22 protein-coding genes are annotated in these 26,267 nt (G+C 64.4%); 12 read left to right on the forward strand and 10 right to left on the reverse strand.

Annotated features, from left to right (window positions below; translation table 11 throughout):
- Positions 1 to 119 precede the first annotated feature (119 nt).
- Genes thiL through E4O92_RS01025 form a run of 3 tightly spaced genes read right to left on the reverse strand, consistent with a single transcriptional unit; the run spans position 120 to position 2,350 of the window.
- On the reverse strand, positions 120 to 1,088 hold the full coding sequence (thiL, locus tag E4O92_RS01015) for a thiamine-phosphate kinase (protein WP_135187884.1): 969 nt from the start codon (positions 1,086 to 1,088) through the stop codon (positions 120 to 122).
- Positions 1,089 to 1,108: 20 nt separating this feature from the next.
- A complete protein-coding gene (locus E4O92_RS01020; RefSeq protein ID WP_135187885.1) occupies positions 1,109 to 1,468 on the reverse strand; it encodes a cupredoxin domain-containing protein in 360 nt (119 codons plus the stop codon).
- A gap of 3 nt (positions 1,469 to 1,471) precedes the next feature.
- On the reverse strand, positions 1,472 to 2,350 hold the full coding sequence (locus E4O92_RS01025) for a metallophosphoesterase (RefSeq protein ID WP_135187956.1): 879 nt from the start codon (positions 2,348 to 2,350) through the stop codon (positions 1,472 to 1,474).
- A gap of 169 nt (positions 2,351 to 2,519) precedes the next feature.
- Between E4O92_RS01025 and E4O92_RS01030 the strand changes: the two genes are divergently transcribed.
- From E4O92_RS01030 to E4O92_RS01075, 10 genes are all read left to right on the forward strand, one after another.
- On the forward strand, positions 2,520 to 3,086 hold the full coding sequence (locus E4O92_RS01030; protein WP_135187886.1) for a sigma-70 family RNA polymerase sigma factor: 567 nt from the start codon (positions 2,520 to 2,522) through the stop codon (positions 3,084 to 3,086).
- 1 nt (position 3,087) lies between these two features.
- Positions 3,088 to 3,855 (forward strand): anti-sigma factor family protein, encoded by a 768-nt coding sequence (locus tag E4O92_RS01035; RefSeq protein WP_135187887.1) that lies wholly within the window; start codon positions 3,088 to 3,090, stop codon positions 3,853 to 3,855.
- A gap of 58 nt (positions 3,856 to 3,913) precedes the next feature.
- Positions 3,914 to 5,059 (forward strand): efflux RND transporter periplasmic adaptor subunit, encoded by a 1,146-nt coding sequence (locus E4O92_RS01040; RefSeq protein WP_135187888.1) that lies wholly within the window; start codon positions 3,914 to 3,916, stop codon positions 5,057 to 5,059.
- Positions 5,052 to 8,135, forward strand: a complete 3,084-nt coding sequence (locus E4O92_RS01045) for an efflux RND transporter permease subunit (protein ID WP_135187889.1) — start codon at positions 5,052 to 5,054, stop codon at positions 8,133 to 8,135. The genes E4O92_RS01040 and E4O92_RS01045 overlap by 8 nt, the downstream gene beginning before the upstream one ends.
- Entirely contained in the window at positions 8,132 to 9,580 is a 1,449-nt protein-coding gene (locus E4O92_RS01050; protein ID WP_135187890.1) for an efflux transporter outer membrane subunit, read from the forward strand. Before E4O92_RS01045 ends, E4O92_RS01050 begins: the two co-directional genes overlap by 4 nt.
- Positions 9,581 to 9,944: 364 nt before the next feature.
- Positions 9,945 to 12,257 carry an NADP-dependent malic enzyme gene (locus E4O92_RS01055; RefSeq protein WP_135187891.1) on the forward strand — a complete coding sequence of 771 codons (2,313 nt, stop codon included), beginning with the start codon at positions 9,945 to 9,947 and terminating at the stop codon, positions 12,255 to 12,257.
- A gap of 305 nt (positions 12,258 to 12,562) precedes the next feature.
- A complete protein-coding gene (gene gmd, locus E4O92_RS01060; RefSeq protein WP_135187892.1) occupies positions 12,563 to 13,606 on the forward strand; it encodes a GDP-mannose 4,6-dehydratase in 1,044 nt (347 codons plus the stop codon).
- Between the two features lies 1 nt (position 13,607).
- The gene (locus E4O92_RS01065) at positions 13,608 to 14,549 is read left to right on the forward strand and encodes a GDP-mannose 4,6-dehydratase (RefSeq protein WP_135187893.1); all 942 of its coding nucleotides are present in this window, start codon (positions 13,608 to 13,610) and stop codon (positions 14,547 to 14,549) included.
- A complete protein-coding gene (locus E4O92_RS01070) occupies positions 14,546 to 15,676 on the forward strand; it encodes a glycosyltransferase family 4 protein (protein ID WP_307721732.1) in 1,131 nt (376 codons plus the stop codon). Before E4O92_RS01065 ends, E4O92_RS01070 begins: the two co-directional genes overlap by 4 nt.
- A gap of 4 nt (positions 15,677 to 15,680) precedes the next feature.
- A complete protein-coding gene (locus tag E4O92_RS01075; protein ID WP_135187894.1) occupies positions 15,681 to 16,826 on the forward strand; it encodes a glycosyltransferase family 4 protein in 1,146 nt (381 codons plus the stop codon).
- A gap of 57 nt (positions 16,827 to 16,883) precedes the next feature.
- Here the strand turns inward: E4O92_RS01075 and E4O92_RS01080 are convergent, their stop codons facing one another.
- The 3 genes from E4O92_RS01080 to E4O92_RS01090 form a co-directional block, all read right to left on the reverse strand.
- Positions 16,884 to 17,324: a D-Ala-D-Ala carboxypeptidase family metallohydrolase gene (locus tag E4O92_RS01080; RefSeq protein ID WP_135187895.1), complete on the reverse strand. Its 441-nt coding sequence runs from the start codon at positions 17,322 to 17,324 to the stop codon at positions 16,884 to 16,886.
- A 217-nt stretch (positions 17,325 to 17,541) separates the two neighbouring features.
- The gene (locus tag E4O92_RS01085; RefSeq protein WP_135088815.1) at positions 17,542 to 18,108 is read right to left on the reverse strand and encodes a hypothetical protein; all 567 of its coding nucleotides are present in this window, start codon (positions 18,106 to 18,108) and stop codon (positions 17,542 to 17,544) included.
- A gap of 52 nt (positions 18,109 to 18,160) precedes the next feature.
- On the reverse strand, positions 18,161 to 18,691 hold the full coding sequence (locus tag E4O92_RS01090; RefSeq protein ID WP_135187896.1) for a hypothetical protein: 531 nt from the start codon (positions 18,689 to 18,691) through the stop codon (positions 18,161 to 18,163).
- Between the two features lie 554 nt (positions 18,692 to 19,245).
- On the opposite strand from E4O92_RS01090, the gene E4O92_RS01095 reads away from it, so the two are divergent.
- Together E4O92_RS01095 and E4O92_RS01100 are read left to right on the forward strand one after the other, a co-directional pair.
- Positions 19,246 to 19,653, forward strand: a complete 408-nt coding sequence (locus tag E4O92_RS01095) for a L,D-transpeptidase (RefSeq protein ID WP_135187897.1) — start codon at positions 19,246 to 19,248, stop codon at positions 19,651 to 19,653.
- Between the two features lie 55 nt (positions 19,654 to 19,708).
- Positions 19,709 to 20,188, forward strand: a complete 480-nt coding sequence (locus E4O92_RS01100; protein ID WP_135187898.1) for a hypothetical protein — start codon at positions 19,709 to 19,711, stop codon at positions 20,186 to 20,188.
- Here E4O92_RS01100 and E4O92_RS01105 read toward each other — a convergent pair.
- Genes E4O92_RS01105 through E4O92_RS01120 form a run of 4 tightly spaced genes read right to left on the reverse strand, consistent with a single transcriptional unit; the run spans position 20,174 to position 26,253 of the window.
- Complete coding sequence (locus E4O92_RS01105; protein ID WP_135187899.1) at positions 20,174 to 20,449, reverse strand: hypothetical protein; 276 nt, start codon at positions 20,447 to 20,449, stop codon at positions 20,174 to 20,176. The genes E4O92_RS01100 and E4O92_RS01105 overlap by 15 nt on opposite strands.
- On the reverse strand, positions 20,425 to 22,011 hold the full coding sequence (locus tag E4O92_RS01110) for an N-acyl-D-amino-acid deacylase family protein (RefSeq protein WP_135187900.1): 1,587 nt from the start codon (positions 22,009 to 22,011) through the stop codon (positions 20,425 to 20,427). The genes E4O92_RS01105 and E4O92_RS01110 overlap by 25 nt, the downstream gene beginning before the upstream one ends.
- Positions 22,001 to 23,236 carry a M14 family metallopeptidase gene (locus E4O92_RS01115; RefSeq protein WP_135090181.1) on the reverse strand — a complete coding sequence of 412 codons (1,236 nt, stop codon included), beginning with the start codon at positions 23,234 to 23,236 and terminating at the stop codon, positions 22,001 to 22,003. The genes E4O92_RS01110 and E4O92_RS01115 overlap by 11 nt, the downstream gene beginning before the upstream one ends.
- A gap of 32 nt (positions 23,237 to 23,268) precedes the next feature.
- Positions 23,269 to 26,253: a TonB-dependent receptor domain-containing protein gene (locus tag E4O92_RS01120; RefSeq protein ID WP_135187901.1), complete on the reverse strand. Its 2,985-nt coding sequence runs from the start codon at positions 26,251 to 26,253 to the stop codon at positions 23,269 to 23,271.
- Positions 26,254 to 26,267 lie beyond the last annotated feature (14 nt).

The following is a 26,267-nucleotide window of genomic DNA, read 5'->3' on the forward strand; positions in this document are numbered from 1 at the left end:
CCTGTGCGCACGCGGTCACGGCCAACTGACTTGCGGCTGCCGCTCCACTACGCTGCTTTTGCGAACCGCGTGCGCAGCAAAGCTGCACACCCTACGCCTCCATTTATGCGTACGGGTTCTCAGCCGGAGACGAAGTGATCCCACCCGTGCAGGCCCAGATCGAGCGGCTCACCGTGCCCATCGACCATGCGCAGCCCCGGCTGCTCATCGATCCTGCCCACCCGCGTTACCGCCGTCCCGCTTTGCGCACCCGCCGCCACGATCGCCTCGCGATTGGCGCGCGGCGCCGTGAAGCACAGCTCGTAATCGTCGCCGCCAGCGACAGTAAAGCGCCGCCGCAGCTCCTTCGGCTGGCGCGCCAGCACCGGTCCCGCCGGCAGCGCATCCACGTCCAGCGTCGCGCCGACTTTCGAGGCGGTCAGGATATGCCCCAGATCGCCCACCAGTCCATCTGAAATATCCAGCGCCGCATGCGCCAGAGCGTCCTGCGCGAGCGCGCGCCCGAGCGCCACCCTCGGCGTGGGCGCGTGCATGCGCATGGCCGCCTGCCCGAGGCTTGCCGCCTCCAGATCGAGCTCGTCGCGGTAGGCTGCCAGCGCCAGTCGCGCGTCGCCCAGCGTGCCGGAAATCCAGATGTCGTCACCGGCCCGCGCCGCGTCGCGCCGCAGCGCGCGGCCCGGCTCGATCTCGCCGAAAATCGTGATGCAGATGTTGAGCGGCCCCTTGGTCGTGTCGCCGCCGACCAGTTCGCAGCCGTGCGCGTCGGCCAGCGCGAACAGGCCGGATGAAAAGCCGGCCAGCCAATCGCGGTCGGCCGCGGGCAACGCCAGCGACAGCGTGAACGCGGTCGGCGCCGCGCCCATCGCAGCCAGGTCCGACAGGTTCACGGCCAGGCTCTTGTGGCCGAGCAGGCGCGCGTCGGCGCCAGGGAAGAAGTGGCGGCCCTCGACCAGCATGTCCGTTGAAACGGCCAGCTGCATGCCGGGCGTGGGGGCGAGCAGGGCGCAGTCGTCACCGACGCCCAGCACCGCGCGCACCGGGCGCGAGCGCGTGAAGTATTGTTTGATGAGATCGAATTCGGAGAGCATCCCGCGATTCTACCGCCAGCCTAGGCCGTAACGGTGATCATCCCATCCATTTGTTCGTGGCCGCTGCCGCAGAAGTTGTCGCACAAAAATGGGAATTGGCCAGCCTTGTCGGGCGTCAGTGCTACCTGGACGGCCTTCCCCGGAACCAGGTCTGTGCGCATGTTCATGTCCGGAATATTAAAGCCGTGCGCGAAATCCAACGCGGTAATTGCCAACACCACCGGTTCGCCCCGCTTGAGCGTAATGCGGTTCGGCGTGAACGAAAATCGCTTGGCGATGATGGGGATGACGCGTGCCTGTTTGGTGCAGCCTTGCACCGCCAGCGCCGCGACGCAGGCGAGCGGAATCCGCAGGCAGAAGTCTCGTCTCGATAGTTTCATGATTCAGCTCCTCGCAAGTGGAAATTCAGTGATCGGATACTCGGCCTGGTTCGGCTTGGACTCGACTTCGCGCACCCCCAGCCCCTTGTATGGCATGGCCGGATCCCACGGCACCGGAGTGCGCTTTTCCTGGGAGCCGGGCGCGGGAAACGGAAAGATCAGCGATTTGGCAGAGTGATGGGCGATGTGGCCGGTCATGTGGTGGTTTTCCTGGTGGATGTGGCCGTAAAAGACCGTCACGTTCCGATAGGGCATCAGTAGCGCAATCGCCTTGTCCCCGTCACGCGTGGTCCAGTCCCATTTGGGCACGAGGGGAAACAGTGGGCGGTGCGCGAAGACGACAATGCGCGCATTCCGATCTTGCGCCGCCAGGTCCTGCTTCAGCCAGGCGAGCTGGGCCTCCCCAATGCTGCCGTGGGGATCGGAGACATTGTCCAGGGCGATGAAATGCACGCCCTTGTGGTCGAACGTATAGTTGCTGGGGCCGAACATCTCCTTGAAGGCGGCGCCGTTGTCGAGCGATGCGTCATGCTCGCCCGGTATGAAGTGCCGGTCCTTGACTTTCAGCTCGGATACGATCTGCTTGAATTCCGTCAGGCGTTTGCGGCGCTCCGCCGGGTCGTCCGTGGTGTGCGACAGGTCTCCGGTGAAAACGATGAAGTCAGGCCGCACCTTCAGCGAGTTGACGAGCACGACCGCCTTTTGCAAGGTGTGCTGCGCGTCGGGATTGGCGGGGCCCTGGTAGCCCCAATGCGCGTCGGACATTTGGACGAAGTAAAAATCGCGCACTGTCGCCGCGCCCGCTGTCCGGGCCAGGCCCGACAAGAACACCGCGCCGGCGCCCACCGCACCCAGTCTCAGAAAATCCCTGCGATCGATCATGATTGCCCCCACATTTCTCCTGGTTTCGAAACAGAACCGCGCATCCGCGACAGCAGCGATGCGTGCAGACTGCGAGACGCGCCGACGGTCCAACTTATTCCCGGGACGGGGGATTTTTCAGGGAATAAAACCGGATCGAACCGAGTCTTTCAGGGCGAGGCCAAGCACGATGGGAGCGTATTCGGAAGATGACAAGGCTGCGCGCTTCGCGGCGCTGGCGCTGCCGCATCTGGATGCCGCCTACAACCTCGCGCGCTGGCTCACCCGTAGCGATGTTGATGCCGAGGACCTGGTGCAGAGCGCCTTCCTGCGCGCATTCAAGGCCAGCGACGGCTACCGTGGCGGCGACGCGCGCGCGTGGTTGTTGACGATCGTGCGTCATACGTTCTACACCGATCTGCGCGATCGGCGCCGGGAGCGCGGCGACGTCGGCTTTGACGAGGAATTGCATGGCATCGATACCGACGATGTCCCAGACTCGTCCTACGCGGTGGGCAGCGACCCGGCGCGGCTGGCGGCGATCCGCGATGCGGGCGACACCGTGAACCGGGCGCTGGCCAGGATGCCGGCGGCATTCAGGGAAGTGCTGGTACTGAAGGAAATGGACGACTTGTCGTACAAACAGATTGCCCAGGTTGTCGGAGTGCCGATCGGCACTGTCATGTCGCGGCTCGCGCGGGCACGCAAGCAGTTGCTGGCCTTGCTGGCCGAGGAACGGACCGGGAAAGGGGATTAGCGTGGAGTGCGAGCAGGCCCTGGCCCTGATGCAGGCCTACGTGGACGATGAGCTCGATGCGGCGCAAGCGGCCACGATGTCGGATCATTTGCGCCGTTGCGCCAGCTGCGGCGCGGCTTTCGCCGAACTGCAGGCCTTGCGCGCGGCGATCGAATGGCACGGTACGCGCTACCGCGCGCCAGAGCGCCTGCGGGAGCGGATCCGGGCATCACTTCAGGATGAACAACCAAAGCGGCGCGTCCTGTCGTCAATGCCATGGGCATGGATCAACCTGGGGCTTGCCTCGGTCGCGAGCGCCGGGTTTGCCGTGGTCCTGGCCTTGTATCTTGCCGGACCGACGAGCGCCGACCGGCTGAACGAAGAGATCGTCTCCAGCCACTACCGCTCGCTCATGTCGGGCCACCTGGCTGACGTTGGTTCTTCCGATCAGCACACGGTAAAACCCTGGTTCGGCGGCAAGCTCGATTTTTCACCGCCGGTGTACGACCTGGCCCAAGCGGGCTTTGTGTTAGTAGGTGGGCGCGTCGATTACGTCGCGGGCCGGCCGGTCGCCGCGCTGGTCTACCGGCACCGCAAGCATGTGCTGAGCCTGTACGTATGGCCGGCTCCCGGTGTTGCCGATTCGGACCAGCACGCCACATCGCTGCAAGGTTTTCAGCTGCTCAGCTGGACGCAGCGCCAGATGCACTTCGTCGCCATTTCTGACATGAGCGCGCAGGATATTTCCAACTTTTCCGAGACGCTGCGGGCACGTTTCAAGCAGCAGTGAGCACGGCAACCCGGCCGCGCTTGCTTACCCAAACGTCCTCTGTAACCATGAGCTCATCATGGAACGGATCACTACCCTTGGCAGGTGGTTGGCGTTTGCATTGGCGGTGCTGGCCGCGCTGATCCTGGCGGTATGGGGCTGGCTGGCATGGCGTGCGGGCGGCGCCAAGCCGCCGAACGAGGGGCCGGTCCTGGTCCGGGAGGGCGCGCGCCTGATCGTGCCCGAAAATTCGCCGCTGCGCCGCACCCTGGCGGTGGAAGTGGCGGCCGAGGAAACGGTGGCAGTACCGTTTACCCTGCCGGCTGTGGTGGAAGCCAATCCGGCCAGGCTGGTCAAGGTGCTCACGCCACTGGTCGGCCGCATCGTGTGCCTGAACAAGGTGCTGGGCGATGACGTGCGCCCTGGCGACGTGCTGTTCACGGTCGATTCCAGCGACCTGGCCCAGGCGCGCAGCGATGCCGCCAAGGCGCAGGCCGCACTGACGCTGGCCCGGGAAAATCTGGAGCGCCAGCAAGCACTGGACCGGTCGCACATCGCCGCGCGGCACGACCTGGAACAGGCGCAAAGCGATTACGAAGAGGCGGCGAGCGAGGCGGCCCGTGCCCAGGCCAGGTTGGCCCAGCTCGGCGCGCACCTCGTGCCCGGTGTTATCAAAGGCCTGCTGGCGGTGCGCGCGCCGATCGCCGGCCGCGTGATCGACCTGGCCGCTGCCGCCGGGGGCTACTGGAACGATGCCAGCGCGCCGCTGATGACGGTGGCGGACCTGTCGCGCGTGTTCGTGACGGCCAGCGTCCAGGAAAAGGACCTGCCGCGGGTGCACGCCGGCCAGATGGCATCGGTCAGGCTGGACGCCTATCCGGACCTGCTGCGCGCCAGCGTGGACTTTGTCGGCTCCGTGCTCGAGCCGGACACCCGCACGGCCAAGGTGAGGATGGTGGTCGAGAACCGCGACTGGCGCCTTAAGCCCGGCATGTTCGCCGAGGCGACCCTGTTCGCGCCGCCGCGCCGGGCGCTCATGCTGCCGCTGACGGCGGTGGTGCTGACCGGCTTTTCCGAGCGCGCATTCGTCGAGGTCGCGCCGTGGCAGTTCGAGCCGCGCACGCTGCGCCTGGGCGCCCAGCTCGGCGAGCGGGTCGAGGTGCTCGCGGGCCTGCGGCCGGGCGAACGGGTGGTGGTCAGGGACGGGGTGGTGCTCAATGGTTGACGCCCTCGTCACCGCCTGCTTCAACCGGCGCGGCATCATGGCGCTGGTGTTCCTGATGGTTGCAGTGTACGGCGCCTATTGCTGGACACAGCTGCCGCTGGAAGCCTATCCGGACATTGCCGATGTCACCTCGCAGGTGATCACCCAGGTGAACGGCCTGGCGGCCGAGGAGGTCGAGCAGCAGATCACGATCCCGCTCGAGCGCGAGCTGATGGGCACGCCCGGCATGCACGTGATGCGCTCGCAAAGCACCTTCGGGCTGTCGCTGATCACGATCGTGTTCCAGGACGGGGTCGAGGATTACTGGTCGCGCCAGCGGCTGCATGAGCGCATCGACGAGGTCACGCTGCCGTACAACGCGAAGCCGGGATTGGATCCCCTGACCTCGCCAATCGGCGAAATCTACCGCTACACCCTGGCCTCGCCCACGCGCGACTTGCGGGACCTGTCCGAGCTGCAGTTCTGGAAGGTGATCCCGCGCCTCAAGCAGGTCCCGGGCGTGGTCGATGTGGACAATTTCGGCGGGCTGACCACCCAGTTCCAGCTCGAGCTCGACCCTGCCGACTTGATCAAGTACGACACCGCGCTGGACAAGGTCACCGGGGCGATCGCCGCCAACAATGCCAATGCCGGCGGCAGCGTGGTCGATCGCGGCGAGCAGGGACTGGTGCTGCGCGGCGTTGGCCTGATCCGCAATCTGCGCGACCTGGGCCAGGTGGTGGTGGCCGCGAAGGACGGGGTGCCGGTGCTGGTCAGGGACCTGGGGCTGGTCACGCTGGGCCACCGGGAGCGGCACGGCGTGCTGGGCCTGGACCACAACCCGGACACCATCGAAGGCATCACCCTGCTGCTCAAGAACGAGAACCCGTCGCGCACGCTGGCCGGGGTGCACGAGGCGGTGCGCGAGCTGAACGAGCAGATCCTGCCCAAGGACGTGTCGATCGTGCCGTTCATCGACCGCACCGACCTGATAGAGGCCACCGTGCACACGGTCAGCCACACCCTCTTGGCCGGCATGGTGCTGGTGTCGCTGGTGCTGCTGCTGTTTCTGGGCAGTCCGCGCGCAGCGGCGATCGTGGCGCTGACGATTCCGTTGTCGCTGCTGACGGCATTTATCCTGATGCACCACCTGCACATTCCGGCCAACCTGCTGTCGCTGGGCGCGATCGACTTCGGTATCATCGTCGACGGCTCGATCGTGGTGATGGAGAACATCCTGCGCCGGCGCGAGGCGGCGCCCGAGCACGAACTGCTGGAACCCGAAGTGCTGGGCGCTGCACGCCAGGTGGCGCGACCAATCTTCTTTGGCATGCTGGTCATCATCACCGCCTACCTGCCGCTGTTCGCGTTCCAGCGCATCGAGTACAAGCTGTTCTCGCCGATGGCGTTCGCGGTCGGCTTTGCCCTGATTGGCGCCCTGCTGGCGGCGCTGCTGCTGGTGCCGGGTCTCGCTTACTGGGCCTACCGCCGCCCGACGCGGGTGCACCACAACCGGGTGCTGGCCTGGCTGGTGCTGCGCTACGAACGCCTGCTGCGCCGGGTGGTCGGGCGTTCGCGCACCATGCTGGCGATCGCCGGCGCGATATTCGCCGCAGTGCTGGTGCTTGGCTCTACCATCGGACGCGACTTTTTGCCCTACCTGGACGAGGGGTCGATCTGGCTGCAGGTCAAGCTGCCGCCCGGCCTGTCGCTGAACAAGGCGAGCGAGATGGCGGGCCGTTTGCGCTCCGCGACGCTGGAATTCCCCGAGGTCGCGCACGTGCTGACCCAGGTCGGGCGCAACGACGAGGGCACCGACCCATGGACGCCGTCGCACATCGAGGCGGCGATCACGCTCCATCCCTACCATACGTGGAAATCCGGCTGGAACAAGCAGCAGCTGATCGACCACATGGCGGCGCGCTACCGCCGGCTGCCGGGCATCGACGTGGGCTTCACCCAGCCGATCATCGACGGCGTGCTCGACAAGCTGGCCGGCGCCCACAGCGACCTCGTGGTCAAGGTGTTCGGCAACGATTTCCGCGTCACGCGCGAGCTTGCCACCGACGTCGTGCGGGTGCTGCGCACGGTGCCGGGCGCGCAGGACGTGGTCATCGACCAGGAGCCGCCGCTGCCGCAACTGCGCATCGACGTCGATCGCGAGCGCGCCGCGCGCCTTGGCGTGAACGTGGCCGACGTGATGGACCTGATCCAGACCGGCCTCGGCGGCGCCCCGGTGGCCCAGGTGTACATCGAGGAGCGCAGCTACAACGTGGCGGTGCTGTTTGCCGCGCCCGCGCGCGCCAGTCCGCAGGCGATCGGCAACCTGTCCGTGACCACGCCCGATGGTGCGCACGTGGCGCTGGCCCAGCTGGCCACGATCCGGTTCGCGCAGGGCGAGACCACGGTCACGCGCGAAATGGGCCGGCGCCAGCTGACCGTGCGCCTGAACCTGCGCGGGCGCGACCTGGCTTCGTTCCTGGAGGACGCCAGGGGCCGCATCGCGCGCGAGGTCCAGTACGACCACACGCACTACCAGCTCGTCTGGGGCGGCCAGTTCGAGAACCAGCAGCGCGCCCAGGCGCGGCTGGCCCTGATCATGCCGATGACGCTGGCGCTGATGTTCGTGCTGCTGTTCGCCGAATTCAAGAACCTGCGCCAGCCGGCGCTGATCCTGCTGGCGGTGCCGCTGGCGACGCTGGGCGGCCTGCTGGCGCTGCACTTGCGCGGCATGACGCTGAACGTGTCGTCGTCGGTCGGCTTCATCGCCCTGTTCGGGGTCGCGGTCCTGAACGGCATCATCATGGTCTCGAACCTGAACCGCTGGCGGCACGAGCCGGGCATCACCCTGACGGAGGCGGTGGTGAATGGCGCGCGCGAACGTTTTCGCCCAGTGTTGATGACGGCCACGGTGGCCACGCTCGGCCTGCTGCCTGCCGCCCTGGCGCGCGGGCTGGGCAGCGACGTGCAGCGGCCGCTGGCCACGGTGGTGGTCGGCGGCCTGGTCACGGCCACCGCCCTGACCCTGGTGCTGCTGCCGGCGCTGTATTACCTGCTCGAAGAGCGCATCGCGCGCCGGCAAGGAGGCGCGCGATGAAAGCGCTGGCGGCGACGCTGGGTTCGATGGTCCTCGCGGCGATTGCCGGCTGCGCCGCCGGTCCCGATTACCAGAGACCGGCGGCCCCCAGGGGCGCGCGCTACACGGCCGAGCCCTTGGCCGCGCCGCCCGGTCAGCGCTTTGCCCCTGGCCAGGACCTGCCTGCGCGCTGGTGGACGCTGTTCGGCTCCAACGCGCTGAACCAGCTGGTCGAGGCTGCGCTGCACGCCAATCCCGACCTGCAGGCGGCAGAGGCGGCCCTGCGCGCGGCGCGCGAAACCGCGGCGGCGCAGCGCGGGGCGTATTTTCCGAGCGCGACCCTGCATCCGTCGAGCGTGCGCCAGAACGTCGCCTCCGAGCTGGCCAGCCCGCTCGCTTCCGGCTCCGACCTGTTCACCTTGCACACCGTTCAGCTGGACATTGCGTACGTGGTGGACGTGTTCGGCGGCATCCGGCGCCAGGTCGAGGCCAGCGCCGCGCAGGCGGAGGTGGCGCGGTTCCAGCGCCATGCTGCGTGGCAGACCCTGACGGCCAACGTGGTCGCGGCGGCGGTGCAGGAAGCGGCGCTGCGCGACCAGTTGCAGGTCAGCCGCGAGCTGGTCGGGCTGGCCCGGGAACTGCTGGCGGTGGTGAACACGGAGCGCCGGGTGGGGCAAGTGGGGGCGGCCGAGGTGGCAGCGCAGGAGGCAGTGTTGGCGCAGGCGCTGGCGGGCGTGCCGCCACTGGAAAAGCAGCTGGCCCAGCAGCGTTCGCTGATCACGGTGCTGGCCGGACGCCTGCCCAGCGAAGAGGTGGGGCAGCACTTCGCGCTTTCTGCGCTCAGGCTGCCGCAGGAGTTGCCGCTCAGCGTGCCGGCGCGGCTGGTCGAGCAGCGCCCGGACGTGCGCGCCGCCGAGGCGCAGCTGCATGCCGCCAGCGCCCAGGTCGGCATCGCGGCGGCGGCGCGCCTGCCAGAGATTTCGCTGACCGCCTCGCTGGGCAGCGCGGCGCTCACCGGATCGAGCCTGTTCCAGTCCGGCAGCGGATTCTGGAGCATCGGCGCCGACCTGGTGCAGCCGCTGCTGCGCGGTGGGGCGCTGCGCCATCAGCAGCGCGCTGCCGAGGCGGCGTACGAGCAGGCGGCGGCCCAGTATCGGTCCACGGTCCTGCATGCGTTCCAGGACGTGGCCGACACCTTGCACGCGATCGAGGCGGACGGCACGGCCTGGAGCGCCGCCGTGGCTGCCGAACAGGCCGCGCGCACCAGCCTGGCCATCGCGCTGCGCCAGCGCGAGGTGGGGCTGGTCGGCTATCTGGCTGTGCTGCAGGCGCAACAGGCGCTGCGCCAGGCGCTGCTGGCGCGGGTGCAGGCGCAGGCCAGCCGCCTGGCCGACTGCGTGGCGCTGTTCCAGGCCCTGGGCGGCGGCTGGTGGCGGCAGGACCAGGCGAGCGGCGTGCTGCATTAGTGTCCTGAATTGCTAGTTCGTTGAGCAAATATGGCGAGAATCAATCTGATACTGCGTCACAAATGCGCGCAAGGCCTCGGCCTTGCTGTGCTTTGTTCCTTGTCTCAGCTTGATTTCGCCATATTTACTATTCAACGAACTAGCAATTCAGGACACTCGCCCGGCCACGGTGATACAGTAAGAGGTTGGCCGTTTCGCCAACCCGGCGTGGGATGGATTGTCCGTTCACTAACAGCATGCATTTCGCGATGCCGCGCCGAGCGAAACAGCCGCTTTCACGTAAAAATACTTAGTTGGTCAAAAGTGGCCGTCTGATAAAATCAATGGTCCCCCGTCTGTGTCTGTCAAAGGAAGGCTGCGTAGCATGGAATCGTCTCTGGAAAAAAAAGAAGAATTACGTCAACAACTTCGTGCTGCAGCACTTGAATATCACCAGATTCCCCGGCCGGGCAAGATCAGTGTCACGCCGACCAAGCAGCTGCTGAACCAGCGCGACCTGGCGCTGGCCTATTCGCCGGGGGTGGCGGCGCCGTGTGAGGAAATCGTCAAGGATCCGGCGGCGTCGTACAAGTACACCGCGCGCGGCAACCTGGTGGCAGTGATCAGTAACGGCACCGCCGTGCTTGGCCTGGGCAACATCGGTCCGCTGGCATCCAAGCCTGTCATGGAAGGCAAGGGCGTGCTGTTCAAGAAGTTCGCCGCGATCGACGTCTTCGACATCGAAATCAACGAGACCGATCCGGACAAGCTGGTCGACATCATCGCTTCGCTTGAGCCGACCTTCGGCGGGGTGAACCTGGAGGACATCAAGGCGCCCGAATGCTTCTACATCGAGCGCAAGCTGCGCGAGCGGATGAAGATTCCGGTCTTCCACGACGACCAGCACGGTACCGCGATCATCGTCGGCGCCGCGATCCTGAACGGCCTGAAGGTGGTCGGCAAGGACCTCAAGCAATGCAAGCTGGTCGTGTCCGGCGCCGGCGCGGCGGCACTGGCGTGCCTGGACCTGCTGGTCGACCTGGGCTTCCCGATCGAGAACATCTGGGTCACCGACCTGGCCGGCGTGGTCTACCGCGGCCGCACCGAGCTGATGGACCCGGACAAGGAGCGCTTCGCGCAGGCGACGTCGCTGCGCACGCTGTCCGAGGTGATTCCTGGCGCCGACATCTTCCTCGGCCTGTCCGCCGGCGGCGTGCTCAAGCCCGAGATGGTGGCGAAGATGGCGGCCAACCCGCTGATCCTGGCGCTGGCCAACCCGACTCCGGAAATCCTGCCGGAAGACGCCAAGGCCGTGCGCAGCGACGCGGTGATCGCCACCGGCCGTTCGGACTACCCGAACCAGGTCAACAACGTGCTGTGCTTCCCGTACATGTTCCGCGGCGCGCTCGACTGCGGCGCGACCACCATCACCCGCGCAATGGAAATCGCGGTGGTGCATGCGATCGCCGACCTGGCGCACGCCGAGCAGAGCGACATCGTGGCCACCGCCTACGGCATTTCGAACCTGTCGTTCGGCCCGGAATACCTGATTCCGATGCCGTTCGATCCGCGCCTGCTGACCCACATCGCGCCGGCCGTGGCCAAGGCCGCGATGGAGTGCGGCGTGGCGAGCCGCCCGATCGAGGATTTGCAGGCCTATGCCCAGAGCCTGCAGCAGTTCGTGTACCGCAGCGGCAGCTTCATGAAGCCGCTGTTCGCCACCGCCAAGGCGGCGCCGGGCGAACTGAAACGCATCGCCTTTGCGGAGGGCGAGGACGAGCGCGTGCTGCGCGCGGTGCAGGTGGTGGTGGACGAGAATCTGGCGCGCCCGATCCTGGTCGGCCGTCCGGCCGTGCTCGAACAGCGCATCCAGAAGTTCGGCCTGCGCCTCAAGCAGGGCGTGCACTTCGAGGTCATCAACCCCGAATACGATGAGCGCTACCGCGATTACTGGCAGACCTATTACCAGATGACTTCGCGCAAGGGCGTGACCCAGGAGTGGGCCAAGCTCGAGATGCGCCGCCGCCACACCCTGATCGGCGCCATGATGGTGCACAAGGGCGACGCCGACGGCCTGATCTGCGGTGCGATCGGCGACACCCATCTGCACCTGAACTTCATCGACCAGATCCTGGGCAAGCGTCCCGGCGCCGACGTCTATGGGGCGATGAACTTCGTCATCACGCCGGAGCGCCAGCTGGCGCTGGTCGACACCCACGTCAACGAGAATCCATCGGCCTGCGAACTGGCCGAGATCACGGTGATGGCGGCCGAGGAGCTGGAGCGTTTCGGCATCAAGCCGCGCGTGGCGCTGCTGTCGAGCTCGAACTTCGGTTCGTCCAACAGCGAGTCGGCCCGCAAGATGCGCGCCACGCTGGCTCTGGTGCAGCAGAAGGCGCCCTCGCTCGAAATCGATGGCGAAATGCATGGCGACGCCGCGCTCGACTCCAAATTGCGCGCCAAGATCATGCCGCAGTCCACGCTCAAGGGCGACGCCAACCTGCTGGTGCTGCCGAACATCGATGCCGCCAACATCGCCTACAACCTGCTCAAATCCGCGGCCGGCAACGGCATCGCGGTGGGGCCGGTGCTGCTGGGCTGCGCGCGTCCGGTGCACATCGTGACCCCGTCATCCACCGTACGCCGGATCGTCAACATGACGGCATTGTGCGTGGTCGATGCGGTCTCGGAGCGGTGATTTAACAATCCCGGCTGGGCTGTTTTTTTAGTTCAGTCGAATGAAACAATGGTTGAGCGGTCGCAGAAGACCTTGCGCACGACTGCCCGTCGGTCCGATTACACGTAACAATCCGTAAGCCTGCGCCGCCGAACTCCCTTTTCGGGGCATAATATTTGGAAATTGTTGCAAAGATTGCACGATTTCATGCTGTAAAAAAGGGTGGAAATGCTTGCTCTGTTACAATGTCGGGTTGCCGGAAACTTATCAGGTCCGGCGACCCAGGTCGCGAAAGCGCCACCCGGACTAACTGGAACACCACGAACATGCAAACAACAAAAAGAGCCCTGATCACCGGTATCACCGGTCAGGACGGCGCCTACCTGGCGCAGCTGCTTCTGGAAAAAGGCTATCACGTCACCGGCACCTATCGCCGCTCGAGTTCGGTGAACTTTTGGCGTATCGATGAACTGGGAATCGCCTCCCACCCGAACCTGTCGCTGGTCGAGTACGACCTGACCGACTTGTCCTCGAGCGTGCGCCTGATCCAGACGGCCGAGCCGGACGAGGTCTACAACCTGGCGGCGCAAAGCTTTGTCGGCGTCTCGTTCGAGCAGCCGGTCGCGACCGCCTCGATCACGGGCCTGGGCGCCGTTAACCTGCTCGAAGCGATCCGCATCATCAATCCCCGGATCCGTTTCTACCAGGCTTCCACCTCCGAAATGTTCGGCAAGGTGCAGGCCATCCCGCAGGTCGAGGAAACGCCGTTCTATCCGCGCAGCCCGTATGGTGTGGCCAAGCTGTACGCGCACTGGATGACGGTCAACTACCGTGAGTCGTATGGCATCTTCGGCTCGTCGGGCATCCTGTTCAACCACGAATCGCCGCTGCGCGGGCGCGAGTTCGTCACGCGCAAGATCACCGATGGCGTGGCCAAGATCGTGCTGAACAAGCTGGACGTGCTGGAGCTGGGCAACCTGGACGCCAAGCGCGACTGGGGCTATGCGCGCGAATACGTCGAAGGCATGTGGCGCATCCTGCAGGCCGACAACCCGGACACCTTCGTCCTCGCGACCAACCGTACCGAAACGGTGCGCGACTTCGTGACCATGGCGTTCAAGGGCGCGGGCATCGCGATCGAATGGACCGGCAGCGGCGAGAACGAATCCGGCCATTGCAGCCGCAGCGGCAAGCAGCTGGTGCGGGTGTCGCCCAAGTATTACCGCCCGGCCGAGGTCGACCTCTTGATCGGCGACCCGTCCAAGGCCAGGCGCGAGCTCGGCTGGGAGCCGCGGACCACGCTCGAGCAGCTATGCCAGATGATGGTCGACGCTGACCTGCGGCGCAACGAACTGGGACAGTCGTTTTGAGATGATCAGGATCGCCACGCACGAGCCGCAGCCCGCCGTCACCCGGCGCGAAGGGGAGGGCAAGCGCGCCCTGATCACCGGGCTGCGCGGCTTTACCGGCTACTACCTGGAGCGCGAGCTGGCCGCCGCCGGCTACCGCGTGTTCGGCACGGCAATGCCGGGCGAGGCGACCGGGCCGGACGTGTTCCCGGTCGACCTGTGCAACCGTGATGCGCTGGCCGCGGTGGTCGAGCAGGTACAGCCGGACGTGGTGGCGCACCTGGCCGGCATCGCGTTCGTCCCGCACGTGAATGCCGAGCAGATCTACCGGGTCAACGTGGCCGGCACCCGCAACCTGCTCGAGGCCCTGGCCGGTGTGGCGCACCCGGCCAGCGCAGTGCTGCTGGCATCCTCGGCCAACATCTACGGCAACGCCAGCGTGCCCGTCATCGACGAGCGCGTGGCGCCGGCCCCGGCCAACGACTACGCTGTCAGCAAGCTGGCGATGGAGTACATGGCGCGCCTGTGGATGGACAAGCTGCCGATCGTGATCGCCCGTCCCTTCAACTACACCGGCGTCGGCCAGGGCGAAAACTTCCTGTTGCCCAAGATCGTCGCCCACTTCAAGCGGCGCGCGCCGCGCATCGAGCTGGGCAACCTGGCGATCGCGCGCGACTTTTCCGACGTGCGCATGGTGGCCGCCAGCTACCGGCGCCTGCTGGCGACCGCGCCCGCGGGCGAAGCCTTCAACGTCTGCTCCGGCCACTCGCATTCGCTGGCCAACCTGATCGACATGATGTCCGACATTGCCGGCTACCGCATCCAGGTCTGCGTCAATCCGGCTTTCGTGCGGTCCAACGAGGTGCAGTCGCTGGTGGGCAGCAACGCCAAGCTGCGCGCGCTGATCGGCGCGCCCGAGCAGCCGCCGCTGGTCGAAACGCTGCGCTGGATGTACGAGGCGTGACGCTCCTTTCCGTCGGCCTGGGGACGAATATGATCGAGCCAGGGCTGACTGCCGGCAGGTTTGACGGCATCGGTGTCTACACCCAGGCGCTGCTGCGGTTCCTGCCGGAGGCCGGCTGCAGCGTACAGCCTTACTCATGGCCGCGTCCGGGCGCCAAGCTTGACGCGATCACGGTCGGTCGGCCGTTGCCGCAGTCGTTCGAGGTGGCCTCCCTGGTCGACCTGGTCACGCCTGGCGCGCACCGCGTCCACATGCCGGTCGACATCTTCCACGTCACCGACTACCGGGTAGTGCGCATGGATTGCCCGGTGGTGGCCACGCTGCATGACGCGCTGCCGATCAAGTACCCCCAGTGGTGCAGCCCGCGCCTGCGCCGGGTGAAAAACTGGCTGCAGCGCAAGGCCGTGTGCAAGGCCGACCACGTGATCGCGCCGTCGCACTTTGCGATCGACGAGCTGGTCGAATGCTTCGGCATCGATCCCCAGCGGGTGTCGGTGGTGCCCATGGGGGTGGACGACGCCTGGCTGGAGAGCGCGCCGGGCGAGCAGGTGGCCGCCACCCTGGCCGCCCACGGATTGCGTGCCGGCTATTTCCTGTTTGTGGGCACACTGCAGCCGCGCAAGAACGTCGAGCGCCTGCTGGAGGCCTACCTGGCATTGCCCGGCCCGGTGCGCGCCGAGCGCCAGCTGGTCATTGTCGGCGGCGCCGGATGGCGCTGCGAGGAACTGCTGCGCCGCATCGACGCCGCGCGCGCCGATGGCGCGCAAGTCGTGTGGCTGAACCAGCTGACCGACGGCCAGGCGCTGCGCCACATCTACGCCGGTGCCGGCGTGTTTGCCTTTCCGTCCCTGTACGAAGGGTTCGGCATCCCGGTGCTCGAGGCGTTTGCCTCACGGGTGCCGGTGGTGGCCTCGAATGCCAGTTCGCTGCCGGAAGTATGCGCCGGCGCAGCACTGGAGGTCGATCCGCGCGATACGCGCGAGCTCAGCAATGCTATGCTTGCGCTGGTTCGCGAACCTGCACTGCGCGAAAGATGCATCGCTGCAGGCAGAGCCCGCGCCGAACAATTGACCTGGCACGTCACCGCGCGCGCGACCGCCGCCGTGTACCGGGCCGTACTTTCCTGACACCATGCGCGTCCTTCACTTCTACAAGACTTACTACCCGGACTCGGTCGGCGGCATCGAACAAGTCATCCGCCAACTGTGTGTCGGAACCGGGCGCATGGGCGTGGTCAACCAGGTGCTGTCGCTGTCGCGCCAGCAGGATCTGCGTCCGTTCCAGTTCGAAGGGCACACCGTGCACCGGGTGCCGCTCAATCTCGAGATCGCCTCGAACGCCTGTTCGCTGCCCGCGATCGGCGCGCTGGCGCGGCTGGCCGCGGAATCGGACGTGGTGCACTACCATTTCCCGTGGCCGTTCATGGACCTGACGCACTTCATTGCCCGCATCAGGAAGCCGACCGTGGTGACCTACCATTCGGACATCGTGCGCCAGAAGCACCTGCTGCGCCTGTACCAGCCGCTCAAGCACCGCTTCCTGCAAAGTGTCGACACCATCATCGCCACCTCGCCCAACTACATGGCCTCGTCGGCAGTGCTGGACCGCTACCGCGACAAGACGCGGGTGATCACCTACGGCCTGGACCAGAGCACCTATCCGCGGCCGGAGCCTGAGCGCCTGGCGCACTGGCGCGCCAAGGTCGGCCCCAAGTTCTTCCTGTTCGTCGGCGTGCTGCGCTACTACAAGGGCCTGCACATCCTGCTCGACGCGGTGGCGGGCACCGACTATCCGGTGGTGATCGTCGGCGCCGGGCCGATCGAGCAGGAACTCAAGGCGCATGCGGCGCGCCTGGGCCTGACCAACGTGCTGTTCGTCGGCGCGCTGGACGACCTGGACAAGGTGGCGCTGCTGGAGCTGTGTTATGCGGTGGCGTTCCCGTCGCACCTGCGCTCGGAGGCATTCGGCATCTCGCTGCTGGAAGGGGCGATGTTCGGCAAGCCGATGATCTCGAGCGAGATCGGCACCGGCACCACCTACATCAACGTCGACGGGGAAACGGGGCTGGTGGTGCCGCCGTCGGATCCGGACGCATTCCGCGCCGCGATGCGCACGCTGTGGGACAACCCTGGGCTGGCGCATGCGATGGGCGCGCGCGCCGCGGCGCGTTACCACGAGCTGTTCACATCGGAGCAGATGGCCGCCAATTACACCGGCCTGTACCATGAGCTGGTGGCGCGCCGTGCGCAGGTGGCGCTGGCGGCCGCCAAGGCGTAAACTCGCTCGCACAGGTGCACCCCCTGAGCGGGAGCGCACAGGTGACAGAAAGCGGCGTTATGTAATTCCCTTGGTGTAGCTGGCCGGGCCTCCGTTGAAGTGCGCGGTCAGTACCTCGAATCGAGGGGCGCCGCCAGACAGGCCGATGTGCACCCAGGTGCCCTCGTAGATGAGCTGGTCGAACTTGATGCCGCTGTCGCGAATCAGGCACGCCAATTCCTTCGGCCCGATGCCGCTGCAGTTGATGTCGGCCGCCAGACCGAGCGTATGGGCGCTACCGTCAGCGCCGCCAATCGCCTTGTTGAGTTCCACGCTGCGGTAGCCGCTCGAGATAATGATTGGCTGGCCGACCAACGTGCGCACCTGCTCGAGCGTCTCCGCCAGCAGGGTAAGGTTGTCTATGATCTCGGACGACGGATAGTTGTTGATGCCTCGACGCGTCGCGGTTTGCGAGGCGATCAGCTCCTCGAGTGTGAAGTGCTTGGTCAGACTCCTCATTTGCGGCCTCCTTGGCGTTTCAAGAATTCCTTGCGCAACGGCACCACGATCTGCAGAAGGTATAGGCAATGGTGACGGCGGTCAACCACTTTTTGATGGGCTGCCATCCCAGAGCAGGCGCAAGACGGGAAGGAGACGCCGATACAAGGTCGATATGCCCTTGCCGCCTACCATGGAGCTGGAAGAAAGCGATAATGCCGCACGTTACAAGTTAAACCTACTTTGGGACCTGGTCCTTTTTCGGAACAATCTTCGTCCCGGTAGAATCGGTGAACACAAGTTTTCCGTCGCTCCCACGGTGGACCCGAGTTATTTCAGGAGTCGCGCCGGCAATGAAATCAACCACGACCCGGAAACCGCCTGTTGGCGTCTTTTCCAGAACAACGTACCGGTTTCGATCCTTCATCGGTATTTCAACATATGCTAGCTCAAGCATAGTGTCGATGTGGGCACCCAATTGGTTCGCATAGAACATGCCATAGCCAGGAAACTGTAGCTCCGCTAGGGCGTTATCTAGCGCCTGTGCGTTCGCGAACGATGGTCCAAATCGGGTCTTCTGCATGAGCGCTTCTACTTGACCTGCCTGCTTGACGCTAAGGTTCTTGACATCGTTCTTGTATTCATCGAAATCAGCGTATGCCCGACTGAGTTGAATGCGCTGCCCTTGGTATTCGACATAGGATAGCGTAGCGGATTGGGCAAACGTCACGCAGGGCCACAATGCCCCAAGAAGCAGCACTAGAAGGGGAATTCTGGACTGACGGGATAACTGGGCTATCTTCATTTTCTTGTCGAGTGGAGTATTAGTGGCTCAGGTATTTGTCAGTGCGCCGAATTCAATTCAGTCCGCAGGTCTGCGTGCTCGCGATAGCTACTTCTCCCGCTGCCCGCACCAGCTTGTATGTTCCATTGTGTTCCCAAGGTACATGCCCTTTGGGGACGCTGGAGGAACCCTCATATCGTGGCATTTTGAGGTCAATTATTACCGAGTCGGTCGTCAGGATGACTGAGCCCTGCATATCCTTTTGCCACCAGACGGAACTACTACACCCGCGCCAATGGGTGAAAATGATTCTATCCGCTGGGATGACACCGCGTTCTGTGTCGATGTAGATGTAGTCCGCTATTTTCTCGACATGCGATGGAGCGAACGGATTGGACGGCCCATGCATGTTGCCCGAAATTTCAACAGTCTTTCTTACCTCAAGTTCGAATTCGCGAACCAATGCGTCATGAAGGACTATGGTCGGCTCCGCCGTTTCCTTGTAGTGAAAATTGAATATCGACGCGCAGCCGGCGACTACCAGGAATGGTACGGCGACAAGCAGCCAATAGCGCTTGAAGAAGCCCATAGCCTTAGCGTTCATGACGTTCTGCCTTAATGTTGCCAATTGGGCGGCGCATAACTTTGAGGCACCAGCACCGACGAACACGACGAGCTCGACGTGTTTCGCTGCGTCTTGATTATTTGGTCCGGTCTGTAGTCGCTAGTTTCGGTCATGGCTCATTTCATGTGATTGATGCCACCTCCGGCAATGCATTAAATCAAGAAGTTGCAGTTTAATCAATCCCAATAGGTGCTGTAGTCTGTTCCGCCGAGGTTGTGTGACAGACAGGTTGTACCTGGAGTTTATCCTCCAATCAGGAAACCTTGAGGGAGGGCTGATGGGTACGAACCCACGACAACAGGAATCACAATCCTAAACTCATTTAAAGAACGATTGCGATTTAGCCTGTGGCCAACACTTGGCGGGCCGATAATGAACAGAGGTTCGGCGGAACTGGCGGCCTCAGCGCTAACGCCGCTCCAACTGCACCACCCTGCAGGCTGGTGCTTGACATGCTCCGCACCTCCGGTTGATGTCCGCCAAGTTGTCGTAAACCCAACTCAGCCATGATTGCCTCACACAACGGAGGCAATATGCACCACAAGCCAACCCACCATGAAACGACCAGCAAGAAGCAAATAAGGGTCAACTTAACCCAGCAGGTAGTCGAGACATACGACGGCAGCGAGCGAGTCCATCGTTTCGAATGCATCAGCGGCGACACGGACCACCGGACCGATAAGGGCCTGTTCAAGATATGGGACAAGCGTCACCCCTACACCAGCCATGCCTACCATGTGCCGATGAATTACGCGCTGTTTTTCACGCAAGACGGTAAAGCGCTCCACCAATATCACGGGCCTGCCTTTAACGCCGTGCGGATGTTCAAAAAGTCCATCAGCGATTGGTTTGGCTCGCATGGCTGCGTGCGGCTAAAGGAAGAGGACGCGAAAACGCTTTTCGGGTGGGCGCAGAAAGGGACCACCGTTTATGTCTTCTAGCGCACGCATTCGCATCGGACTAATTGCGGCCGCATGCGCAGTTGCCGGCGCAGCCGTGATTGCCTACACCTCTGGATCACGGCGCGCCACGATCGAGCCAGGCACCACGGTTTTTGCAGCGGAAGATGACGGCATTCGCGGGCTGACATACCGGGCCGGTACGATGACGCTGATCGTCAAGCGCGATGGCCAGGGCGGGCGGTTCGACGTCGAAGTCCGGTATGGTGATGGCAGGCCGGGGCAGCACTGCGACGCGCCCCCGGACCTGTCCGGCATGCTGCCCCGGCTGACGGAGATCACGGCCAAGCGGGAGCTCACGCTCGAGCAGGCTGCGGCGCAGTTCCCGGTACAGGCCGGCATCCTCCAGCTGGAGGACCAGGTCACCGCGGAGCCGATCCCGCCATTTGCGGTGCGTGCGACGGCGGACCGATCGGCAATCGCTCTGGTGTACGGCGATACCGCGATCGAGGCGGCGATCGATCCCAAGACGTTCGCGAGATTGGAAGAGGGGTGCGCGGCTTTAGGAGGGAAGTAACGGCGTCGCGCCGTAATGCGAGCCGCCGAACAGGCTGACTCCGAGCCACATCTGTCCTGTCCGCCACGCGGCCACGCCGCACGCGCCCGAGGCTTCTGTGAACACATCGTCAGCCAGCTCGCGCGCCCGCATAAATATATTGTGCCGGGAGCCGGAATCGAACCGGCACGCCTTGCGGCGCGGGATTTTTGAGTTCGATGGCAATTCTACAAGGTAGCAGGCATGAACGAATTTGTTCAAACCAACGGGGGCGCGCTGCATTGCGTGCCTTTCTGCACCTTCTTGAGCCGCACGCCTGGCAAGGTACCCGCATAGCGACCATTTTCGATCACCGGCACGCCGTTGACCAGCAGGGTTTGCACGCCACCCGACAGGGCGGTGGGATTGACGTAGTTGGCCACCGCCTTGAAGCGCTCGGGGTTGAAGATCACGATATCGGCAGCATAGCCGGCACGCAGAAAGCCGCGGCCTTCGAGGCCGATCACGCGCGCGGTATCACCCGTGCTACGGGCAATAAAGCGGCCTATGCTCATCGTTCCCTCGCGCACCAGATCGCTCCACGCCTTGGGGAATGAGGCGTACATGCGTGGATGGCCGGTGCTGCCGTCGGACCCAGTGACCACCCAGTCCTTGTAGGCAAAGGCCTTGATGTTCTCGGCGCTCATGTTGAACGAGGCCAAGTTGGCATCGCCTTTGCGCAGTGCCTCGATGGCCACCTTGGCCGGCGTCGTTCCCGACTCGCTCGCCAGCTGGGCCAAGGTCTTGCCAGCCGTGACGCCCGCATTGCCGACCACCCCGGTTACCAGCAGACGATCCGGGCCACCGCGGCCGGTAATATTCTCTTCAATGGCGCGTTCGATGTCTGCCGCTTGGGCCGGGTCGGCCAGGCGGCGGCGCAAGGCCTCCATGCCGCCATCGACTGCACTGCGCGGCAAGAGCGCGCTCGAAATCCGCGTGCCTGAGGCATCCCACGGGTACTGGTCTGCCGTGACCTGGCGCCCACGTGCACGCGCCTTTTCAATCCTGTCGATCATGGCCTCGGCCTTGCCCCACGCGGCAGGACCGAGCGCCTTGATGTGCGACACGTGCAACGGCATGCCCGCCTTCTCGGTGATCTCGAGGGCTTCGTCCAGGGCGCCGACCACACCGATGCCGCTATTGCCTTCCACGCGCAGGTGGGTGTCGTAATAGCCGCCCATCTTGGCGGCGACGCTGGCCAGGGCGATGACTTCGTCCGTCGCGGCAAAGCTTTGCGGGGCGTAATACAAGCCGGTCGAAAAGCCAAAGGCACCGTCACACATATCGCGTGCCACAGCCTGCTGCATTTGCGTGAGCTCTGCGCTAGTTGCCGCACGGTCCACATCCCCAATCACGGCGCGCCGGATGCGGCCAAAGCCGCTCAGCACCGCATAGTTGGTGCCGGCGGCCGCGCCGGGGCGCTTGGCCTCGCTCAGGCCGTCACCATCATTACCGACGACAACAGTGGAGACACCCTGGAAGGCCCAGGCCAAATTGGCGCGCTTGTCCGCGTCCGGGGAGGTGAGCGCGGCGTTGGCATGCGTGTGCGGGTCGATAAAACCCGGCGCCACAATCATCCCGCGAGCGTCGATGGTGCGGCGCGCGCTTGCCCTTTGGGCCAGCCACGGCTCCACGGCGACGATGCGGTCGCCCTGAATGGCGATGGCCACGCCGTCCAGCGTGCGGCCATCACCGTCGACCACCTGGCCATTGACGATCAGCAGGTCGTAAAGCGGCGGTGAGGCCGCCGGGGCAACATTGGCAACGAGCGCCAGGGCGCTCAACAGGCTGGCTTTAATCAGCATCGCCCAAGAGGGTGCTCATCATCGCTTCAGCCGCGGCGCGGGCATCGCGCCGGATCACCTCGACATTGGTCTCGTCACCAATTTCGTAAGTGGCGGTCGGCACTTTGTAGTACTCGTAGACCCAGGACTTGGCGGTCGGCAGGCCAGGGTTATGGCCCGGCTCGATACGCAGTTTCTTGTCGGGCACCAGGGCCTGATAGGCCGTCAACCACTTGCGGGTGAAGCCCGCCGGGCTGGTCACCGCATCGTCGGTCAGGGTGTAGACCGTGTCGTAATGGGTCGAGTGGAAATCGAGGAATAAACGCAGGCGCTGCTCCGGCGCCTTGTTCAGGGTTTCCAGCAGGCCGCGCATCAATTGTGTTTCGGGCTGGGCAAAGGGACCCCAGTCGCGATTGAGGTCGGTCTGGCCCAGATTGTGGCGCCAATGGCCACGCGCCACGCCGTCGGGATTGAGCAGGGGAATGGCCTCGGTCGTGTAGCGCGAGCGGTAGCTACGTGCCAAGGTGTCGTTTTCCAGCAGACGATCCACAAAGGCCTGCATGGCGATCGCGCCCGTGGTCTCGGGCGGATGCTGGCGACCAGTCAACACCACATTGCGCGAAGTGGTCGCGCCCGGTTCACGGATGGTGATCTTCTCGATCGGCCGCCCTTCGCGCGATTTGCCGAGCAGGCCACGATTGACCGTTGGCAATTGGGCGACGCGATCCAGCCACGCCGTGTAATCTTTGGATACCAGCAAGGGCTGGGCCGCAATCTGCGTTTTGCCAGCAGGGATGGTTAGCTGGATTGTCGCGCTCGGGATCGGCTTCCCGTTCCCGGACGTTTTCCCCTTCGCGTTATTGACGCTAACATCCGCGAGCGGAATGGCTTGCCAATCCGATCCTTCTGCGCGGAATTTCGGACGATAGCGGTGGCCACAAATGCTGTAGTCCAATTCGATCGTCACCTGCTGGCTTTGACTGCTGCTGAGCTGAAAAGCGTACCAGGGGCTGCAGTTTGTGACCTGGGCGTCTTCCGGCGTGATCGTCAGCTTGAAGTGGCCGCGCTTGACCACTTCGCAACGGGCAAATGCGCCACCTTCAAAGTCGCCCGAAATGGTCGTCGCTTCGTCACTGCAGGTGCTACTGGTTCCCTGGGACGGCGCGGCGGCGGCGGGCAGCGCCGTGAGCACGCTGCCCGCCAATGCCCCAATCACGTACACGTACTTATGGTTCTCAAAAAGCATGTCTGGTTCGCTCCTCTAGCTGGCGTGCACGATTACAGCGTGCGCGCGATCTCGATGTACACGTAACGGCCAACGGCATCGTGCAAGGCGCCGTTAAAGCCGAAGTTCGACGAGGTGATCGGCGGGGCCTTATCGAACAGATTACGCGCGCCGAGGCGCAATTCGGCACCGCTCAGCAAGCCACCGTCCTTGGCCATCCGCAGCTGGGTGTAGGCAGCCGCCGTGGTGAAGCTCGGCACTTTGTAGTACGAGCCATTCACCAGGGCCGTGCCGGTGTCGTAGTAAGAACCAACGCTGGTGACATTCAGGCCGACCGTGACCGGGCCTTTGTTCCAAGTGAAATTGCTGCCCCAACGCCAGCGCGGGTTCGCACCTTGGCCGATCAGGTCGCCGGCTCGGGTGATGGTGATCCCGGTGCCGAGTTTGCCCGCATCGTTCGCGTCCATCAGCATTTGCTGGATCTCCGACGGCGCCTGGTAGAACGTGACCAGCTTGGCGACGCTGGCTGCCATGCGGAAGCGGCCATTCTTGGTAGTGCCGCTATCGAGGTTGACGGCGAAGTCCCAGCCCTTCATCGTGCGCGGGCCCAGGTTGAAGTAGTTGTCGTTGATGTAGTCCACCGTGCCGATCACCTGCGTACCCACCGGTGCGAGGCGTACCACGTTCGGGTTCGAGCTGCCGTTCTGGCGCAGGTAGTAGTCATAAAGGAGCTGGTTCTGGCCACCCAGAATCCCGATCACACCGGTCGACTTGAGTTGCCAGAAGTCGAAGGTGGTGCCCAGCCATTTGAACGGTTGCAGCGCCAGGCCGGCCGAAGACGTTTCCGAATTTTCGGGCTTGAGTTGGTTGTTACCGGCACGCACTTCGAGCGACGAGGCGCCCCCACAGGTCCCGCCATTCAGGCGGCAAGCGGCCCAGTCCGTCCGCGTATTCGACACCGAGCTGCCTTCGCTATAGAACTGCGGCAGATTCGGCGCACGGAAGCTCTTCGACCACGAGCCACGCAAACGGACTCCAGGCATGACTTCCAACAGGGCCGCAACTTTCGGCTTGGCCACATTGCCAAAGTCCGAGTAGCGTTCGGCACGGCCGGCAATTTGCAGGTCGAGCGAGCGGATGGCCGGGATGCCCATCTCGGGGTTGACTACCGGCACAGCCAGTTCGGCGTAGGCGCCGATCACATTGCGGCTAGCCTTCACGTCCGGCGAGGCGCTGGCGCCCATGATGTCGGTGTCATACGCGCGGCCGGTGACGGAGTCGGTGTACTTGATGGTGCCGTCCAGACGTGCATCGCGGTCGTCGCTGTAGGTTTCACGACGCCATTCCGCACCCGTGGCCAGGCCCACATCGCCGCTCTTCAGGCTGAACAACTTGGGCGTGGTAAAGCGCGCATCCCAGGTGGTCAGCGAGGTCGTGCTGATGCGGTGCACTTCGACCAGGAAGGGGTCGATCGAGGAACGTGGGTTGGACGTGCCGTCACCGAGCGAGTACGTACCCTGGGTACCGCCATTGAAGGGGTTGTAGGCCTCGGCCGTTTTCAGGCCCAACTGCTTTTGGAACAGCGTGTTGCTGATCGCATTGTGGGTGTTGTCGTCGGTGCGGGCACGCGCATAGGAGAAGGCGCTCTCCCACTTGAACTCACCAAGGTCGCCACGCAGTCCGAGCAGGCCGCGGCCCATATCGTCCGAAACCGTATAGGTGCGCGGGCCGGTATCGACCGGGCGGTAGTTGGTAATGCGGATCGGCAGGCCCTCGGCCGGCACGCCCGTCAGGTTGGGCAGGCGGTTCGGGCTGCTGCTCGGGCCGAACGGGTTCCAATAGTTCGATGCCGGGATGGTGATCACGGCGCTCGAGATCGGCGCCGACTGTTCGCGCATCCCTCTGAGTTTGGCCTGATAGTAATTGGCTTCACCAAACAGCTCGTTCTCCCCCAGGGGCTGGCGGAAGCTGCTAAAGGCATTAAAGCGGTCGAGCCCACCGCGGATCGAACGATCCGGGTTCTCGTCGTAGCGCAGGGGACGGTCGGCGGCGCCGGTGATGCCGCCACTCTTCAGGCACAGGTTGCTGTTGTAGACGGTGCTCGAGCAGCCAGCGTCCGTGTTGCTGGTCGGCTCCACGTGGAAGACGCCGCTCGACGTCAGGGTGGCCGTGCCCTGCTTCACGGTGGCCGTCGCACCCGTGGCCGTGACGGCCGTGAACGAGCCCCACGGCGAACTGGTGGTGCGGTTGTCGAAACCGGTGTCGGCCGACCAATCCGTACCGGCCATGTCCGGCAGATGGTTTTCACTGGCCGAGAACGAACGCTCACTGGCCATCAGCGGCGTACGCTTGGTGTAACTGGCGAACATTTGGACATTGCCGCCGCCAGTCGTATCCATCCCGGCCTTGATGGCGCCGCTCGTTTCGTCCATGCCCTTGGCCGAGCCATAGCGGCCTTGCAGGCGCACGCCCTTGAATTTTTGGTCAGTGAGGACGTTGACCACGCCGGCCACGGCATCCGAGCCGTAGAGGGCAGCGGCCCCGTCGCGCAGCACCTCGATCCGGCTGACGGCACCGACGGGCAGGGAATTGGTATTGGCGGTTTGGACCGGAACAAAGTTCTCGGTCTGGGTGCCCGGGGTCAGGATCAGGCGCCGGTCGTTCACCAGCACCAGGGTGTTGCCCGTGCCAACGCCGCGCAGATTGATCGAGGCATTGTCGCCACGGGCATCGTTCAGGTTACCGGTGGTGCGCGCCTCCTGGAAGTTCACATCGCCCGCCTGCGGCAGCGAGCGGAACAGATCATCGCCCGAGACACTGCCGACGGCGTCGATCTGGGCGGCATCGATGATGGAGACGGGAAGTGCTTCTTGCGTTCGTGTGTTGGCAATCCGCGAGCCGGTGATGGTCACACTTTGGACTGGCGCCGCAGCCTCGCCGCTGGGCGGCGGGGCAGTCTGAGCCTGTGCTGGGCTGTCGACCGCAGCCAGTACAGTTGATGCAAGGATGGTGAATGTCGCAGAACGTATCTTCTTCATGGCAGCCCCTGAGT

The sequence above is a fragment of the Massilia horti genome, from assembly GCF_004614195.1.
Lineage (GTDB): Bacteria > Pseudomonadota > Gammaproteobacteria > Burkholderiales > Burkholderiaceae_D > Telluria > Telluria horti.

What these genes read in the sequence shown, in the direction of transcription:
- E4O92_RS01090 (WP_135187896.1), bottom strand. Translation starts at nt 18,691, where the DNA reads ATGAACGCTAAGGCTATGGGCTTCTTCAAGCGCTATTGGCTGCTTGTC.
- E4O92_RS01110 (WP_135187900.1), bottom strand. Translation starts at nt 22,011, where the DNA reads ATGCTGATTAAAGCCAGCCTGTTGAGCGCCCTGGCGCTCGTTGCCAAT.
- E4O92_RS01080 (WP_135187895.1), bottom strand. Translation starts at nt 17,324, where the DNA reads ATGAGGAGTCTGACCAAGCACTTCACACTCGAGGAGCTGATCGCCTCG.
- gmd (WP_135187892.1), top strand. Translation starts at nt 12,563, where the DNA reads ATGCAAACAACAAAAAGAGCCCTGATCACCGGTATCACCGGTCAGGAC.
- E4O92_RS01065 (WP_135187893.1), top strand. Translation starts at nt 13,608, where the DNA reads ATGATCAGGATCGCCACGCACGAGCCGCAGCCCGCCGTCACCCGGCGC.
- E4O92_RS01085 (WP_135088815.1), bottom strand. Translation starts at nt 18,108, where the DNA reads ATGAAGATAGCCCAGTTATCCCGTCAGTCCAGAATTCCCCTTCTAGTG.
- thiL (WP_135187884.1), bottom strand. Translation starts at nt 1,088, where the DNA reads ATGCTCTCCGAATTCGATCTCATCAAACAATACTTCACGCGCTCGCGC.
- E4O92_RS01040 (WP_135187888.1), top strand. Translation starts at nt 3,914, where the DNA reads ATGGAACGGATCACTACCCTTGGCAGGTGGTTGGCGTTTGCATTGGCG.
- E4O92_RS01050 (WP_135187890.1), top strand. Translation starts at nt 8,132, where the DNA reads ATGAAAGCGCTGGCGGCGACGCTGGGTTCGATGGTCCTCGCGGCGATT.
- E4O92_RS01115 (WP_135090181.1), bottom strand. Translation starts at nt 23,236, where the DNA reads ATGCTTTTTGAGAACCATAAGTACGTGTACGTGATTGGGGCATTGGCG.
- E4O92_RS01045 (WP_135187889.1), top strand. Translation starts at nt 5,052, where the DNA reads ATGGTTGACGCCCTCGTCACCGCCTGCTTCAACCGGCGCGGCATCATG.
- E4O92_RS01020 (WP_135187885.1), bottom strand. Translation starts at nt 1,468, where the DNA reads ATGAAACTATCGAGACGAGACTTCTGCCTGCGGATTCCGCTCGCCTGC.
- E4O92_RS01120 (WP_135187901.1), bottom strand. Translation starts at nt 26,253, where the DNA reads ATGAAGAAGATACGTTCTGCGACATTCACCATCCTTGCATCAACTGTA.
- E4O92_RS01030 (WP_135187886.1), top strand. Translation starts at nt 2,520, where the DNA reads ATGGGAGCGTATTCGGAAGATGACAAGGCTGCGCGCTTCGCGGCGCTG.
- E4O92_RS01105 (WP_135187899.1), bottom strand. Translation starts at nt 20,449, where the DNA reads ATGCAGCGCGCCCCCGTTGGTTTGAACAAATTCGTTCATGCCTGCTAC.
- E4O92_RS01075 (WP_135187894.1), top strand. Translation starts at nt 15,681, where the DNA reads ATGCGCGTCCTTCACTTCTACAAGACTTACTACCCGGACTCGGTCGGC.
- E4O92_RS01025 (WP_135187956.1), bottom strand. Translation starts at nt 2,350, where the DNA reads ATGATCGATCGCAGGGATTTTCTGAGACTGGGTGCGGTGGGCGCCGGC.
- E4O92_RS01095 (WP_135187897.1), top strand. Translation starts at nt 19,246, where the DNA reads ATGCACCACAAGCCAACCCACCATGAAACGACCAGCAAGAAGCAAATA.
- E4O92_RS01055 (WP_135187891.1), top strand. Translation starts at nt 9,945, where the DNA reads ATGGAATCGTCTCTGGAAAAAAAAGAAGAATTACGTCAACAACTTCGT.